The following is a 14,807-nucleotide window of genomic DNA, read 5'->3' as shown; positions in this document are numbered from 1 at the left end:
TGCACACTTGCCGGTTGGGCGATCGAAGCTACCGGCAACAGGGTTCCAGACAGTTGGAAGACCAAGCCGCACGGCGGCCGCGGTTAGTTTGAAGCCGCGATACGACCTGGCGCAGCAGAAACAAGATTATTCAATATCGCCGTCGCGAGCCCTCTCTTCGCTGTGTCAGATGTCACCTTGCTCGACGCGACAGTGAGCAGGTTTTGGGCAGCCTGTGGATCGGTTTCCATCAGCCCACGTCCGATACGATCGATGACACGCGGCGGCATGCCTTTTCCTTCATTCAGGACACGAACAGCAGCCTGAACCGCGGCCGTCTTAAGGTTTCCGCTGAAAAGGTTCGTCAGCACGGCCGGGTCGAAGTTCGCAATGTCGGACATATCAGCAAGATTGTCCGCTGTGCGCGAGCCGCCGATCGCCTGGTTCATCGTTTCGAACATGCGCTGCTCACGAGCTACGCGATTGCCAAGCTGATCGCCCATTCCCGGCGCGGCAAACGCCTGAAACTCACTCTCATATTTTGGCGTCACAAGCATCCGCGCCTTGTTTGTCGTCGGCGACGATGCGGCCGCCTCGACGCGCGTCACAAGCGGATCCGCATAACCAGCGCGGAATGCCTGCTGCTGATCGGGCGTCATCACATTGAACCCGCCGATATTATCGGCGGCACGAGTTCGGCCAGATGCTGCAGCGGTACCGGCATCGACTGCATCGATGACGCCGCTCCGTTCGGCATAGTTGGCGGCCGCTTGCCGATACGATGGAGACGCAGCGGCAAGTGCATTGTTGATCTCACGCTGAACCTGCCCAAGGGCATTCGCGCGCCAGTTTGCGCCCTGGTTCGTGGCCCGCTGGATCATGTCGTCAACGTCCATCTTGGCACGGAACAAGGTGTTGAAGTCCGTAACCTGCGAATTACCATCAGACAGCATGTTCCTGACGCGAGCCAAGGCTCCTTCGATCGTATCATAGCCAATGTTATCGCGAGGGTTCACGACCTGATTGACGCCGGGCGAAAGGGTCTGGTCGATCGTATCGAGGACAGGCGAGACGTTGACGGCGCCGGCATCACGACGAGCCGCGCCGTAAAGCTGGTTCGCTTCCGCATCCCGCGCACCGGTCAACGTAGCCGCACGCTGCGCAGCCGTATCGGGAGCTGCAAAGCCTTCCGCAATAGCATTCGAAAGACGTTCTCCCTGCCCTGCCTGACGCGTCAGGAGCTGGTTCACGACTTCCTGACGCGCATCATTCGGCGTACGGGCTACAGACGAGAGCATTCTCTGACCGGCGTTACCAATGGCATCGGCAACAGCATAGCCCTGCTGTCCATCGTTGATCGCGGACTGGATCGAGTTGGCAACATCATCCGCCGTCACGCCTGCTCGCTGCATCGCGGTCCCCAGCGCGCGGTTCGCAGCGGGCGCTGGGTTCAGACGGGATGTGATCGGCGCAAGGAGCGAACGAAGGAATGAGCCGGCGCCTGCCGCCACGTATGGAGCCGCAGCTCCTGCAGCTAAACCTATAGCGCCCCCGGCCGCCCCGCTCTGCAGTCGATTCAGAAAGCCGCCCTCGCCGCTTCCGAAGCCCTGCGCTCCGCCAAGGATGGCACCCTCACCCGCGCCAGCAGCCGCGACACGCCCAAGACTAGCCCCGCGATTAACGGCATTTGCAGTCAGTGACAGGCCACTTTTCGCAAGACCGGCTCCGCCCGCCACGCCGCCAGTGATCTGACCAGCAAGACGATAGCCGCCACGGTTCTGCTCGTCGGAGGCATTGACGGCACGCTCATCGGCGAGAGCCTTGTTGTAGTCCGCGTCCTTCGTGTCGGAGGCAAAGGGAGCGTTCAGAAATCGAGCAACGGCGCCAAGTGGATTGTATTCGCCGGCATAAATCCCGCTGTTGTAATACTCGTCCGGCGGCCGCTGGACCGACAACGGCCCGCTCTTCGCCTGAGCGGCAATTTCGTCGGCGAGCCCGAACGAAAGAGTATCGGCAACACCACGCCCAAAAGCATCTACACGGCCGGCGATGCTATCGCGAGGATCGGCCGGCTGACCACTGATCAATCGGCCGACTCCAGTGTCGGTCTTGCCTGGCACAACTGAGCTATTGTCGGGCTGCGGGGCCGGTTGACTGCCGAGCGTTTTGGCAATCTCAGCGACGGTCGCATTCTGCTCGTCGGGCGAGAGCTGCTGAAAGCTATCGTCGACCGTTACTCGATGACCGGCGATGTTCAGAACGGTCATTGCTCGATGCTCCATTTAACGCCCGAAGACGTCGTGTTGCCAACAGGCTCGGATGGTTGCGGTGCGGCCAACTGTCCCGCCTGCTGACGCGCGCGCTGGACGGCATTCTGGACAACCGTCCGCAGATCGCCGAGAGCGTCTCGATAGTCTTTTTCGCTCTGAGCTGTATTGAGACGCCCCATGGCGGCAGTCGCCTTCTGACCTTCGACTTCGGTAATCTGACCGGCGCCACGCAATGTGTTATAGGCCTGCAGGAACGTTTGACCCGTGATCTGGTCCATCTTCGACTGGACGCGCTGCGAATCTGTCGTGACGTTCGGCAGATAGCTGCTCTTGCCAAGCATCTTCGGGAGATACGGGTCGTTCGCGAGGCTATCGATCGATGAGAGGATCTGATTTGCAGCGCCTTCGACTGCTGGCAACGCGGTTTGTGCCGCTGCCTGAGCTGTGCCGCCAGCTTTATCCCGTGCCTCCCCGCGAACATCTTTTGCCTGGGTATCGATGATTTGACCAGTCTTGTTATTCCGGGTGATAACCGACGTTCCAAGATCGGTATTGCTGACACCCGGAGTCGGGACAAACCCCGCCGGCAATCTCGTCTGCTGGAATGTCCCATCCTTGGCAAGCTGACCGATGACGGTGTTGCCGTTGGCATCAGTGCCATAGATCGGCGCGAGGCCATATTCCGTCGCTCCGGCCATTCCTTCAGGGGGAGTGATCCACTGCCCGCTACCGGCGTCGTAGAAGGCACCCTTCCCGTTGCTCAAGATTTCCTTCTTGGAGCTCGCGAACTTGCCAAGGCTCTGAACTTCGCCAGTCGATTGGTTGGCGCGGGCGAGCGTGCCGTCATCGAGCTTCACGAATGACCAAGGCTGTGCCGTCTTCCCGGTCAAGACCTGCTGCCACAGCTGCAACCCGACCTGGCGCGTGTAGGGATTGCGCACCATGGCGGCGATCTGGTCATTCGTGACGTTTTGACGAGTGGCCGGTTGGGCAGCGGCAATCGTGTCAGGACCAGCGCTCGCGACAGGAGCTGCAGCAGCTGGAGCAGCCTGAGCGGATTGCACCGGAGGATTGACCGGCGAAGATCCTGCGGCCGGCGGAGTTTGGCGATATGCCGTCGTCACGACGGGATCGACATAACCGGGCTGTGGGTTGGGGCCAAGGGCTGCATTCAACTGCGAAGGCGTCGCCGTAGCCGGATCAAAGCCGGAAGCCGCGGGAGCCGGATTGGTAGCGCGCATCTCGTCGGCCGCACCTGGCATGGGCAGTCCTATCGAAGGGTCAAGACTTGCAACCTGTGTCGGGCCTGCAGGCGTGGCCGCCGGCGGCTGGGCATTGGCAAACTGCGAATAATAGTTCTGTGTCATGGCAGCGCGGCGCGCGGCCTCGCCGCCGGCTTGATCATAACCGGCGAACTTCCAGGCATTCGCCATGATGCCAGCGGCTTCCTGTGGGCTCTTCGCGGCATTGAGGCGCTGGATAAGCGTCGGATCTTCCTGAAGGAAGAATTTCGCCTGTAGCTCGGGGCTGATGTTCGACGGGTCAGCGCCCTGCGACTGCGCAAAGTTACGCAGATTGGCAAGCCGTTCGTTACGCCATGACAGGATACCGCCGGCCGTTCCGGGTGCACCGCTCTGCGACGGATCAGGCCAAGCAGCATTCACCTTCGACGGGTCCCATGAACTTTCCGCGCGACCGGTGGCGGCGAGCGCGGCCAAACCGTATGGGTTCGTCAGTCCGCCGGCCCGCGCCGTGTCGATAAACTGGGTTTGGATATCGTTCGGCGTTCCGACCGCAACGCTTCCCTGTGCCGGGACCGGATTGGTGGCAGCGACCTGCTGCTGTGCGGCCGGCGCGGGAATGCGGTTGCCACCAAACAGCCGACCAAGGAAGCCCGGTTGCTGCTGCGGCGCAGGCGTGCCGGTGATCGCCGGAATGACGTTCTGCTCGAACGCCTTGTTCTGCGCGGCGGTATCGATGGCGCTCCCAAGAGAGTTCGACAGGGTGTCCAGCCAAGAGCGATCGGGGGTCGGCAGAGGCGTGATTGAAACGCGAAGGTTGGCAATCGCCATCTGTCAGCCTCCAAGGCGGAAGTTGGTGTTCATCATCGGATTGACCGAGAACTGATTTTGCGGAAGTTTGCCAATCAACTGGCTCAGGAAACCGCCCGATTGTTGTGTCTGGCCAGATCCGGGCGCCGGCGGAAAATAGCCGTTCGCCGTCATCTGACCTGCCACTTGCTGTTGCGGAGCGAGCGCGCTCGAGAGCTGACCAAGCCAGGAGAAATCGGGTTTCGGAAGAGTGACCGACATCAGAACAATCCTCCGGTTAGTGCTTTCGTGCCGAGACTGACGCCGGTTCCGAGCAACTTGCCGAGGAAGCCGCCGCTATTCTGCGCCTGCTGTTCCTTGACGGCCGCCAGATCATTGTTGAGACCCATTTGCCCTTGGGTGACGGAGCTTGTGAGCCCAAGGCGATCATTGGCGGTGTTCTGGTAGAGACTGGCGAGATTGCCAAAAGAGCCGGAGGCACCATTGGCTGCGTTGAGACCCTGACCGGATAGGCCATTCAACCGGTCGAGCCAGCTACCATATTCCTGATTGGCGAGGCCGGTCCCGTACTGAGAAAGCGCCGTCAGGGTATTGCCTGAATTCAGCATCCCAGCAGCCGATGCACCGCGGAGCGCTGCCTGTGTGCCTTGATCAAGGGAGAACTGATATCCTGGACTTGTCTGGAAGGCCGACGTCGCCGTCGAATTGCCGTCTGCGCCATTCAAACCCAGCGCATCGGAATACATGTTGGTGGCGCTCTTGCCGGCGGCAAGATATGGCGAATAATTGTCAACCGCCTGATTGAGCGCGCCGGCCGACTTGGCCTCACCTGTATCGATGATGCTGTTACCAGCGTTCTGCATGTTGTTGAGCAGGACGTTGTTCTGCCCGATCGCCTTCGTCGTCGCCTTACCGATGTTACTGCCCGTCAGGCTGTCGAGAAATCCCATAGTCAGCCTCCTAAGGCAGCGATGCGCTTTTCAGCTTCGCGGATATGTTGGTCGAGCGCCTTCAGGTACTGGTACCAGTTCTGATTGACGCGGCCGGTCTGCGGGTCTGCAATCCGCTCGATGGGGACCGGCAGTTGCGGAAGGGGTGCGAGTGTGGAAGCCATCAGTTCGAAACCGGTGTTGCCTGCTGCGAGCCGCCCAAGATCGACACATAGACCGGGTCGGATATGTCGATGCGCCAGACGCGGCCGTAGCGCGTCGACATGCCAGTGCGATTGACCACGACCGGCGTGCGGTGCGTTGCCAGGCGTCCGATCGGGCGCATCAACGGTGTCCCGAACGAGTTGCCGCCATCATCTGACCACGAGATCAGGCATACAGGATCTGTCTCGATCGGCTCGTCGCCCGTCACAAGGCCCTGGCCCACAATCATGTCGAAATCAGCGCGTGGTATGGCGATGCGATCGGGGAAATTGACCGTCGGAAGGGAAATCACGCTCTGGACAAGCGGATTGCTGCCTTCCTTCGGATAGTTCGGATCGAGCTTCCAAACATCGGCCGTAGTGCGATCGCCGATCATCCAGCCGCTGAAGGCCTTGATCGAACAGACGCCGCGCCAATGATTGTCGAGATAGCTTGCGCGCTCATGCCAGAAGCCCGTTGCAAGCTCGTAGGTCCACGAGAACGTGGGACCGGTCACCGTCGCCCACATATGGCCCGACGTGACAGCAACCGTGACATCGATCGTCGACTTGTCTGTCACCGCTTCAATTAGGCGGTCGAGATCAGATCCGGATATCTTGGACGGCTGATATCCGCCGTCGAGCCGATAGACGCCGTTGTCGTCGGCGACGAATATCAGGCTCGAGAAGCCCTCCTCAATGCCGGCAACGGCATAGGTGTCGGCCAGACCCTTCGAAAATACCGCGGCGCGGGAAAACGGCGTTCCGGTGGCGTTACCGGCATTCTGCCAGAACTCCATGCCGGAAGGCCCGAAGAGAACCAGTTGCTCACCAAAGCCGAAGGCGTTCAGAAGGCCGCCTGGATGGCTTTCGGCTTTGCCGAAGTCAAGCGCGCTGACCGCCGTATCATTGAGCGCGGAAACGAAATAGCGTCCATCACGGATCGGAAAGACGAAGTAGCCGTCAATGAACGTCACGCTGATCGGCTGCGGCAGATCGCCGTCTGGATAGGCCACCGGCGGCACATCGCGCTTGACGATGAAGGCGCCGTTCTCTGTCACACAAACGATATCGGGGATCGGCGCCTTGTTGTTGCGAGCGAATGTAACGCGCTTCGTACCTGTGAGCGCGCCAATATCTGTCACCACAAAGGCGCCAGACACGATGTTGACACGAGAAAGTCGATCGGCCTGCGCGACGAACAGGTCGCCGTTATAAAAGTGGAAGCCGCGACAGCCGTTATGTGTTGTGGTCGCGACAGGAGACAGGCCGGGAGCGCGCCGACGTGCGAAGCTATTGCGTGCTCCTTGCTCAAGCGGTTCAGCATAGCAGTTGATCAGCCGGCCGGAACCTTCGCCGGGACGTGCACCCGGCGCCGTGCTCGTGGGAAAAATGATGTCAGCCATCAGAAGTATTCCACAGGCAGCACAGAGCCGCGAACATAGGTGGAGGGCTTGAGCTGCCGAAGGACGTTTTCGGCGGCCTGCTTTGAGGCGTCATTGCGGGGCTGCCCATAGCTGGGGGCTACGGAATTCGCGAGGATGGTCGACAGTGGCTCGATTATCTCGTCCTCAAATTCCTGAGGATCGTTCGCGCCGTAGATCTCTCGCTGGCTTAGTTCCGCAAGCTTGCCGTCGATGATACCGTCGATATCCTCGACGTTCTCCGGCGGGGGGTTCTGGCCTACCCCGCCGTCAGCCTGCAGCAGTTTGAGCGTGGCAAGAATCAGGTCTTGTCTCGTCTTCATCTCGCCACGCTCCGTTGCCGATTATGCCGTGACGTATTCGGCCTTGTCCTCATCGGACAGGGCGTTGAATGCGTCGGCGTCTTCTTTGGTGAGGCCTTCCTTGATGAGGTCGGCGCCGTTCATGATGGCGAACGTGCCATCAGCCTGTTCAGATGCCAGGAGAACCACGGCAGCAATCTTGGCGGTCGGCGCCGTCGTCTTCGGCGGCTCTTTCGGCGCATCCTTTTCGGAAACCTCGAAATGCCGGTTGGTGCGGAGCTTCGCCAGCAGGAAGGCTTCGCTCTCACTGTCGACCTTCTCGACCTTGCCGTCAAAGAAAGTGTGACCGCCCATCTCGACGACCTTTTCATCCCCCTTGGGGGCACGATAGGTAACGGAGATCTTTGCCATATCCGTCACCTCACTTCATGAAGCCGGTTAGGTAGCACGTTGCCGTGCCATCGACGGCAGTTGCGGAACCGGTACCGAACGCCAAGGCGATGTTGGTATCGGCGGTGAACTCGTAATAGAGGCCGGTTGCGGCAAGCGTCGTTGTCGAGCCGCCTGCCTGGCCGATAGTCGAGGATGCAACGAACCGCGCGGCGTTGCCGGCATCACCCAGCGTGACGGCAACGGTCGGGGTGCCATTGGTATCGATGTCCGTCAGCGCGAGATAGACGCCGGTCAGCACGAAACCTTTCGGAACCTGCAGGAGCTGCACCGTATTACCGGTGACCTGATCCGCAGCCACGATAGCGACAGGACCACCGAGCGTCTTCATGGTGCGCGCAAAGCCCTGGTTGCCAGTCTGAGGCTGGCGGAATGCGATACGATCAGCCATGGCCGATCTCCTTTATCGATGGATGGAAGGGAAAGGAGCCGAACGATGTCGGCTCCTGGCTTTGCGCCTTACTGGTTGGCGACGCCGGAGACGAAGCCGGTCACCATGCCCCAGTCGACCAGAGAGCCGACCGTTGCACCAGCGCCTGCGGCGAGCGGAGCCTTGGCGATCTTGGCCGTACCGTATTGCGCTTCGATACCGAGACCGGTCACGAAGTCGTAGTCGCCATCTTCGAGCTGCGTCGCTCGGGGCATCTGGCCCATGGCATAGGCAAGCGCACCCTGGCCGCAGAGGAAAACCGGCTCGACGTCGATCGAGGCAGCACCGACGCCCTTCAGGAGAAGGCGCTGAGTGATTTCCGGGATTTCCTTGTAGATGATGCCGTCGTAGACGAGCTCGCCACCGGTAAAGATCGGGTTGTTGTCCGTGGGGTTCTTTTCACGCTCGCGAGCATCACGGTTGGCCTGATACATGACCGGGTCAGCCTTGAGGTCGCGGAAGGCACGGGAGCCGAGGAACATCACATACCATTCCTGGTCGGTGTCCTCAATCATCCACGGATTGATCTTCGGCCGGCCATTGTAGACGCCCGGGTTATTCGGATCGACGCCGGTCTGTTTGGCCTGATCCTTCATCAGCGAGCCCACAGCCGCCGTCATCTTGTCGCTTGTGGAATCCACGTTGGCGACGGCGGTGGCAAAGGTCGTCGAGTAGTTTGCCAAGGCCGAGCCGAAGACGACACGGTCATAGTTCGCGGTGACCCACGAGTTCTTGTTGCCGGCGGAAGCCGCCGACCACTTGATGCCGTTCACACGGTTGCCGGGGGTGCCGAAACGGCCGGCCTGGATCGAGGATGTCGGGATCGACAGCAGGGCGTCGACAAGGTCGTCACGAACGATGCGCTTCGACCAACCGCTGAGAAGGCTGCGGGCGGTCGAGCGAACGCTGAAGGACGATTCCTTGTTCTGCGCGCGGTTGTTGGCGACGGCATTACGTGCCCAGTCTGCCCAGAGCGGCATGCCGTAGCTGTCGATCTGCTCTTCATTGCCGCGCAGCGTGCCAGCGCCGACGCCGTCGCCGGAAAGCTGGGTGACGAGAGGAACGCGGATTTCCTTGCCGTCGGCTTCCAGATCGGCCATGCGGACGATGATGGAAGTGCTGTCATTGCCCATGTAGGGATCGAACCGCGAGGAGCGCAGAAAGTCATAGGCGACTTTCGTGCGAAACTTGACGAGTTCATTATTCGGATGGTTCGGTGTGAGTGCCATTTGGCTCGCTCCAAGGATTGATCCCGGGCTTGATTACCGTCGCCGGGAGGAAGTGGTCTGGGCAAATAGCGCTTGGTCGCTGGTGTCCTGATCGCCGGCCGGCGCGTTACCGCCGGAGGGAAGAGAACTGAGCGAAGGCGCAAATTCGGTTCGGGGCGCTGACCGAGAGGTGTTGGACGCTGCAGACGCACGAGCGCGCTCAATGGCCTGAGCCAGGAAAGCGGGATCGTTCATCTTCTTTTCGAGTTCGGCATTTAGCCATGCTTCGGGATCGCCACCCACGCGGGCAAGCGTCTCTTGCTGTTGATGCCACTTCACGAGGTTGTCGAACGGGTTGCCGGAAGTCGTGATCTGCTGATGCAGACTGGCGCCCTGCGGCGTATTGAACAAAGCTTCAGCGGCCTTCTTGGCAGCTTCGACCTTGTCGGCACCGTGCGCAGCGATCGCACGCGATTCCCACAGTTCTTCCCGCATCTGCTGGATTTCACTCTGGAAAGGCGACATCTGCGACTTGAGGAATGCATCCGGATCATCCCAAAGGGTGACAGGCTGCTTCTCCTGCGGTTGAGCCGATTGCGGCTGGCGCTGGGTTGTCAGCACCTGCAACTGTCCACGCATCTCGGCAAGCTCGCGACGCAAGGTCTCGTTTTCCTGCTGGGCTGCCTGGCGCTTTTCCCGCTCATCCTGCACGGCTCTGACGGGTACGCCGCCATTTACAGGCTGCGTCTCGGTACCGGTCACCGGCTGCGAGGTCGTGTCAGCGGTCGGAGCCTTGTCGGGCTGCTTGGCTGAGAAACGGCCATCGTCAGAACGCGGCTGCGTAGTCTGTGTCTGTTCAACGACTGGTGTCTGTATCTCCGTGCTTTCCGGAGCGGATGCGCCAGAGATCACGGAATCGAATACGTCCATGTCCGATTGTTCGGTCATTTCGAAATTTCTCCAATGTCGTGGGAGGTTTCACGGATCGCCCTTAAGCCTGGCGGCGGCTGATCGCCCATGAAGTCGGCGGCACTCTGCCGGATGCGGACCGGCGGCCGAAATCGCCCTTTGAGGATGGCGACTCCTACGTGAGGTTCGATTGTGCCTGCTGCCGAGTCCGCGCTGCCTCATTGGCGGCCTGGATCGGCTTCAGTTGAGCCTCGACATCTGATTTGCGCGCATCTGCCAGCGTCTTCGCGGTCTGCGCGTTGGTGTTCCTGATCTCGGCGACGCTGCGAACAACGTCCAAGTCGCTCGGCGCGCCCTGTTGACGCGGGTTCGCTGCTTCAGAAAGAGCCTTCTGTGCCTGAGCATTGCGAAGCGTCGCGGTTGCGGTCGTCACCTTGAGCTGCTCCTGTGCCTGCGCGACCTGCAGCGGATTTGGTTGTGCGGCCTGCTGCTTTGCCTGGTCGATCATGCTCAAGACGCGCTGCTTGACCGAGCCGACAAGCGGCGAAAGTTCTATCAGGACTTCCGGCGGCACCGGCTGACCGCTACGAGCCATGGCCGTCAGCGTGTCGTAGGCGTCACCCTGCATGTTGATCTCGTCTGGACCTTCATCGATGATAATATCCACGTCGAGAGCGCCAAGGGCATTCACCAGTGTCGGCAGGCCTGTGGCAGGATCGACCGAGAGCTTATTGATGGTGAAGAACTGCGCCATCTTCTGATCATCCGTGACGCGAATCCAGCGCTCCGATGTCCAATGCTCCTGCGCGGCGCACCAGATTGCGCGATAGGTGCGGATCTTGAAGCCCTTGAAGGCGAGCATATACGGCCCGAGCTCGGCAATGCCGGCCTGCTGCTGGAGCTGAATGGCGCGGCCGGACATATCCTGCACGCCCTGCCCGATCAGCGCCGGGTTGAAACCGTAGTTTTCAATCTCGTTCTTTGCATCCTCAAGGAATGCCAGATGGCCTTGCAGCTCCTGACCACGGGCAGCATCATCGAACGTCGGCGGCGTTGTGCCCGGAGAAACCTCGATCACGCCATCAGGACGCGCAGCCTCGCGGCGAACCTGCTCGACATCGTCAACGGAGCCCTTTTCGACAATGACGCGGCGGGAGTTCAGCGTATGGAGTGCCTTTGAGCGCCGCTGGTTCACCTCGTCCTGGCTGGACCGCATATTGCGCACGAAGCCGTAGCGATCGCCGTCCTGGTCGATGTTGGCCGAATACATGATGTATTTACACATCGTGCGGCCCTTTTCGTCCTTCAGGTAGGATTTGCCCTCACGAAGGATCAGCGAGCCGGTATAGATGCACCAGTACCACTCACCATTCTTGATGTACCAATGGTCGATGATGCGGATGCGCCGCGAGCCATCGCCGCCGGTCACCCACTTGATATCGCTATCGGGGTTGCTGGTCAGCTCGGCGCCGGTCTCGGTTGCCGCCTGGATTTCCGCTTCCTTGTCGGGGAACAGCGTAATCGCTGCGTCCACGTCCGACCACTTGCCGATGCCCATGTACCTGGCGTCCGAGAAATCGGGCTTGAGCGAGCGCGGATCATAAAAGAACGACGACGGATCGACCGGTTCAATGCCGATATCGACATCGCCGGTATCACCCTGCGTCAGGATGATCTCGACACCGCCAAGGCCATCGACGGCGCCGAATGATCCACAGATCGGGGATTTCGTGCTCCAGTTCTGCTCATCGCAGATATAGCGCAGGACGGCCGTTGCGATCTCGGCGCCATCTTCGCTGTTCGGTGTCCTTGGGAAGGCGCGTGGGTCTTGCTTCTGGCGCTCAAGCAGGCCGATCAGTGCATTGATCTTGCGGCCGATGCGATTGTACGTGACGACCGGCTGCTTGCGCTTGTTGAGAACCTTGATCTGATCCTTGGTGTACTGGACACCATGGTAATACCGGCGAGAGTTCTGCTGCTCCAAAATCTCGAGGTTCTTCATGCTCAGATAGTCGAGATACTGGCGCTTCAGGACGCCATGATCTGCCATCTGTTGAGGCGTGGACGGATCGTCATAGTCTATCGTCTGTGACGTGACCGAACCGGCGTAGTAAGTCTGAGCCATCAGTATGTCACCCAATCGCCGGCACCGGCATTGTCGGAACGTGGTTTGTAATCCTGGCGCTTCTGCGCATGCTCATCTCGCTTTGGCGGCAGATATGGACGCGACATGCAGCCATACCGCGCTTCGTCGGCAACGTGATCTTCGGCGTCGGTATCCAAGTCTTCCGGCCTGTCCTTGTCATGTTGCAGGAGCGGCACTGTGCGAATGAAATCCGTACAGGTCGAGAACACGAACAATCCCGGCCGCTCGCCATCGCCTTTCAGCCTGGAGCGCATCTGATCCCAGCCGCCCATGGCGCCGCGCTGAGACACGCGGGCATTATCGGCACCACGGAACATCACCTTGAACTTCGTCTCTCGCATCATGCGGCTGGCGATCGATGGGCCGCCGTCCTCGGCAAAGGCTGCGGGATCAAGAACGCCATAGGAGACTTTCTCTGTTGGGTTCTCGATCATCTTCTTAGTGTCGGGATCGAACTTCGCGCCCTCGCGCTCGGCAATCCCGCGGCCAACCTCCTCAGCAGTCAGCTTCAGCCCAACATTGGCTTCGCCAGCCTTGCAACCGTACCACTCGCGATATCGGACGATCGCACCGCGCGGAATAATCCCGGTTTCGGTCGGGTAATCATCACCAGCGATCGCCCACCATCCGACGGAGAACGGCTTGGCAGATCCCCAATCCATTGATCTGAACCGCGTCCAATCACGCGGGACGGTGAAAGGACGAACGATGTGCTTTCGAGTATCCCAGCAGTCAAAGAACGCCCCTTCGATCGCATTCCAGTCGCCGGAGAGCCACGCCTTCACGAGCTGATCGGAACCGACCAGATAAAGGTTGTTGATATAGTCCGGGTCATTCTCCAGCAGGAGCTTGTTGTCCTCGATCCGGCTCGGGATGAATACGTAGCGATGTTCTTTCCCATTCGGCAGCTTGCGTGTGAGCAGCTTCATGCCGTTTGGCGCTGGGTCGACGTACCGTTGCTTGAGCCAATGCTGACCAGCACCGCCGGGATTGCCGGTCAGGATCAACTGTGTTGGGACCCCTCGAGCAGAACGCAGCACAGCGAATAAGCGGTCTATTGGCTTGGAATCCGGATAAAGGCCAGCCTCCTCAACGCATGCGTCACTGACGTTCTGCCCTTGATATTTGTCGGCATCCTGCACTCGCTCCAACGGTCTGAAGCGAAGGCGGCCGCCGCCGGGGAAGACCCACGTTTTCTTCTGATCGTTCCAACCGGCGCCGATCTTCCCGTAAATCTCTTTGCTGCGCTCGATCGCGTCATCAAGCATAGGCAGCTCGCGCCGACAGAACAGCGCATTGAAAGCCGAGCCGTACATAGCGGCCTTGATGGCATATTTGCCGAGCACACCATCAGTCTTGCCACCACCGCGCGCTCCCCCGAAAAAGATTTCGCGGAACGGACAATCGACGAGAGCTTTCTGCGGCCCCTCCTGAGGAGCCCAGATAACCCTACGTGTCAGATCTACCATGTTCTTTGAGCCATTGCTCGTCGGTCACCGGCTTGGCGCTGACAACGAAGTCCAGCGCGCCGGTCACATCAACATCCAGCTTGTCGCCATAGACCTTGGGGCGGAGCTTGGCGGCAATCCATTTGCGGGCATCGATCTGCAGCCGGCGGTGATCGATCATATCGGCTTTGGTCATCTCGATGACGTTGCCATTCTTGTCGACCTTCGTCTTCTCGCCTGTGATCGGCGTGTTGGCGATATCAAGGATTTCATCAAAGAGGGCATCGGCCTGAGCTTCGCGAGCGCGCGCGTATGAGTCGCGAAAGTCTGCATGTGCACCCAACCAACGAAACACAGTCGCTCGATGTGGCATGCCATCGGAGGTGCAAATCGATTTGAGGCTTTCACCATCTGCCAGGCGCTCGCATATGGCGTCTGCTACCACCGGCGTGAAGTCCGAGGGTCTACCTGTCATGTTTCGGCCTTCTGATCGGCTGGTGGGAATTCAATTGATTGATATTAAAAGTTCAGCCACTCTCATGCCGTGCACCTCTCAAGAGGCGGAAAGGCGCTAGACGTCAGATATGGATCATCCTTCCGATCCCAACATCGATTTCATAGAGATGAGAGAAGCGATTGAAGACACTCCACGTGACGAGTCCACTGGGCAACTGTGGCTGCTTGCTGTGGTTGTCGGAAGCTGCCTGATCTTCGGCATTCTCGTCTTTGGGATCTGGTCATGGCGTATCAGTCACTTCCCGCACGCAGTCGCGACGATCGCCGAAGTGTGGAATCGCGAGGTCATCATAAAGGACCGGTTGGGCTTTGAGACTGGGCGTAAAACCATCACGGAAGGTCGAATCTCGTTTACTCGCACACATGCCGGGAAGTCATATCCATGCGAAATGACCATTGAGTTGGGCGGACCGAAGGACAATTTCGCCATCGGGCAGAAGCTCGACGTCGTTCCCGCTACCGGCACGTGTCAGCGAGTTGATGTCGTCGGACGTATTCGAGACTGAACATTCAAGCTCGCCGGTACAGCAGTTATGCCGATC

General features: G+C 59.7%; 15 protein-coding genes. 1 reads left to right on the top strand and 14 read right to left on the bottom strand.

The features are described 5' to 3' along the window. Window positions 1-83: 83 nt before the first annotated feature. From GA0061100_RS09465 to GA0061100_RS09405, 14 genes are all read right to left on the bottom strand, one after another. Window positions 84-2,246: a hypothetical protein gene (locus GA0061100_RS09465; RefSeq protein WP_083961304.1), complete on the bottom strand. Its 2,163-nt coding sequence runs from the start codon at window positions 2,244-2,246 to the stop codon at window positions 84-86. Then, a complete protein-coding gene (locus tag GA0061100_RS09460) occupies window positions 2,243-4,321 on the bottom strand; it encodes a phage tail tip lysozyme (protein ID WP_075852419.1) in 2,079 nt (692 codons plus the stop codon). Before GA0061100_RS09460 ends, GA0061100_RS09465 begins: the two co-directional genes overlap by 4 nt. Window positions 4,322-4,324: 3 nt before the next feature. Beyond that, on the bottom strand, window positions 4,325-4,561 hold the full coding sequence (locus GA0061100_RS09455; RefSeq protein ID WP_075852418.1) for a hypothetical protein: 237 nt from the start codon (window positions 4,559-4,561) through the stop codon (window positions 4,325-4,327). Further along, complete coding sequence (locus GA0061100_RS09450; protein ID WP_075852417.1) at window positions 4,561-5,250, bottom strand: hypothetical protein; 690 nt, start codon at window positions 5,248-5,250, stop codon at window positions 4,561-4,563. The genes GA0061100_RS09455 and GA0061100_RS09450 overlap by 1 nt, the downstream gene beginning before the upstream one ends. A gap of 2 nt (window positions 5,251-5,252) precedes the next feature. Further along, window positions 5,253-5,414 carry a hypothetical protein gene (locus GA0061100_RS34615; protein ID WP_159444769.1) on the bottom strand — a complete coding sequence of 54 codons (162 nt, stop codon included), beginning with the start codon at window positions 5,412-5,414 and terminating at the stop codon, window positions 5,253-5,255. After that, window positions 5,414-6,838 carry a hypothetical protein gene (locus GA0061100_RS09445; protein ID WP_075852416.1) on the bottom strand — a complete coding sequence of 475 codons (1,425 nt, stop codon included), beginning with the start codon at window positions 6,836-6,838 and terminating at the stop codon, window positions 5,414-5,416. Before GA0061100_RS09445 ends, GA0061100_RS34615 begins: the two co-directional genes overlap by 1 nt. Then, window positions 6,838-7,179 (bottom strand): hypothetical protein, encoded by a 342-nt coding sequence (locus tag GA0061100_RS09440; RefSeq protein WP_075852415.1) that lies wholly within the window; start codon window positions 7,177-7,179, stop codon window positions 6,838-6,840. Before GA0061100_RS09440 ends, GA0061100_RS09445 begins: the two co-directional genes overlap by 1 nt. A gap of 21 nt (window positions 7,180-7,200) precedes the next feature. Next, window positions 7,201-7,569, bottom strand: coding sequence for a hypothetical protein (locus tag GA0061100_RS09435; RefSeq protein WP_143525399.1), 369 nt, complete (start codon window positions 7,567-7,569; stop codon window positions 7,201-7,203). 10 nt (window positions 7,570-7,579) lie between these two features. Then, complete coding sequence (locus tag GA0061100_RS09430; RefSeq protein WP_075852413.1) at window positions 7,580-7,999, bottom strand: hypothetical protein; 420 nt, start codon at window positions 7,997-7,999, stop codon at window positions 7,580-7,582. A gap of 68 nt (window positions 8,000-8,067) precedes the next feature. After that, the gene (locus GA0061100_RS09425) at window positions 8,068-9,267 is read right to left on the bottom strand and encodes a phage capsid family protein (protein WP_075852412.1); all 1,200 of its coding nucleotides are present in this window, start codon (window positions 9,265-9,267) and stop codon (window positions 8,068-8,070) included. A gap of 33 nt (window positions 9,268-9,300) precedes the next feature. Further along, the gene (locus GA0061100_RS09420; protein ID WP_075852411.1) at window positions 9,301-10,194 is read right to left on the bottom strand and encodes a hypothetical protein; all 894 of its coding nucleotides are present in this window, start codon (window positions 10,192-10,194) and stop codon (window positions 9,301-9,303) included. A gap of 136 nt (window positions 10,195-10,330) precedes the next feature. Beyond that, window positions 10,331-12,280 carry a portal protein gene (locus tag GA0061100_RS09415; RefSeq protein ID WP_075852410.1) on the bottom strand — a complete coding sequence of 650 codons (1,950 nt, stop codon included), beginning with the start codon at window positions 12,278-12,280 and terminating at the stop codon, window positions 10,331-10,333. Next, window positions 12,280-13,770 (bottom strand): terminase family protein, encoded by a 1,491-nt coding sequence (locus tag GA0061100_RS09410; RefSeq protein WP_075852409.1) that lies wholly within the window; start codon window positions 13,768-13,770, stop codon window positions 12,280-12,282. The genes GA0061100_RS09415 and GA0061100_RS09410 overlap by 1 nt, the downstream gene beginning before the upstream one ends. Then, window positions 13,751-14,224 (bottom strand): terminase small subunit-like protein, encoded by a 474-nt coding sequence (locus GA0061100_RS09405; protein WP_075852408.1) that lies wholly within the window; start codon window positions 14,222-14,224, stop codon window positions 13,751-13,753. Before GA0061100_RS09405 ends, GA0061100_RS09410 begins: the two co-directional genes overlap by 20 nt. Window positions 14,225-14,333: 109 nt before the next feature. Between GA0061100_RS09405 and GA0061100_RS09400 the strand changes: the two genes are divergently transcribed. Next, on the top strand, window positions 14,334-14,771 hold the full coding sequence (locus GA0061100_RS09400; protein ID WP_244557791.1) for a hypothetical protein: 438 nt from the start codon (window positions 14,334-14,336) through the stop codon (window positions 14,769-14,771). Window positions 14,772-14,807 lie beyond the last annotated feature (36 nt).

Origin of the sequence: Martinezella hainanensis (assembly GCF_900094555.1) — a bacterium.
Lineage (GTDB): Bacteria > Pseudomonadota > Alphaproteobacteria > Rhizobiales > Rhizobiaceae > Rhizobium > Rhizobium hainanense.
This window is presented reverse-complemented; position numbering and strand designations above follow the sequence as displayed.

Bases quoted from the DNA above. Each gene is read 5' to 3' on its own strand.
- GA0061100_RS09465 (WP_083961304.1), bottom strand. From the start codon at position 2,246: ATGACCGTTCTGAACATCGCCGGTCATCGAGTAACGGTCGACGATAGC.
- GA0061100_RS09460 (WP_075852419.1), bottom strand. From the start codon at position 4,321: ATGGCGATTGCCAACCTTCGCGTTTCAATCACGCCTCTGCCGACCCCC.
- GA0061100_RS09455 (WP_075852418.1), bottom strand. From the start codon at position 4,561: ATGTCGGTCACTCTTCCGAAACCCGATTTCTCCTGGCTTGGTCAGCTC.
- GA0061100_RS09450 (WP_075852417.1), bottom strand. From the start codon at position 5,250: ATGGGATTTCTCGACAGCCTGACGGGCAGTAACATCGGTAAGGCGACG.
- GA0061100_RS34615 (WP_159444769.1), bottom strand. From the start codon at position 5,414: ATGGCTTCCACACTCGCACCCCTTCCGCAACTGCCGGTCCCCATCGAG.
- GA0061100_RS09445 (WP_075852416.1), bottom strand. From the start codon at position 6,838: ATGGCTGACATCATTTTTCCCACGAGCACGGCGCCGGGTGCACGTCCC.
- GA0061100_RS09440 (WP_075852415.1), bottom strand. From the start codon at position 7,179: ATGAAGACGAGACAAGACCTGATTCTTGCCACGCTCAAACTGCTGCAG.
- GA0061100_RS09435 (WP_143525399.1), bottom strand. From the start codon at position 7,569: ATGGCAAAGATCTCCGTTACCTATCGTGCCCCCAAGGGGGATGAAAAG.
- GA0061100_RS09430 (WP_075852413.1), bottom strand. From the start codon at position 7,999: ATGGCTGATCGTATCGCATTCCGCCAGCCTCAGACTGGCAACCAGGGC.
- GA0061100_RS09425 (WP_075852412.1), bottom strand. From the start codon at position 9,267: ATGGCACTCACACCGAACCATCCGAATAATGAACTCGTCAAGTTTCGC.
- GA0061100_RS09420 (WP_075852411.1), bottom strand. From the start codon at position 10,194: ATGACCGAACAATCGGACATGGACGTATTCGATTCCGTGATCTCTGGC.
- GA0061100_RS09415 (WP_075852410.1), bottom strand. From the start codon at position 12,280: ATGGCTCAGACTTACTACGCCGGTTCGGTCACGTCACAGACGATAGAC.
- GA0061100_RS09410 (WP_075852409.1), bottom strand. From the start codon at position 13,770: ATGGTAGATCTGACACGTAGGGTTATCTGGGCTCCTCAGGAGGGGCCG.
- GA0061100_RS09405 (WP_075852408.1), bottom strand. From the start codon at position 14,224: ATGACAGGTAGACCCTCGGACTTCACGCCGGTGGTAGCAGACGCCATA.
- GA0061100_RS09400 (WP_244557791.1), top strand. From the start codon at position 14,334: ATGGATCATCCTTCCGATCCCAACATCGATTTCATAGAGATGAGAGAA.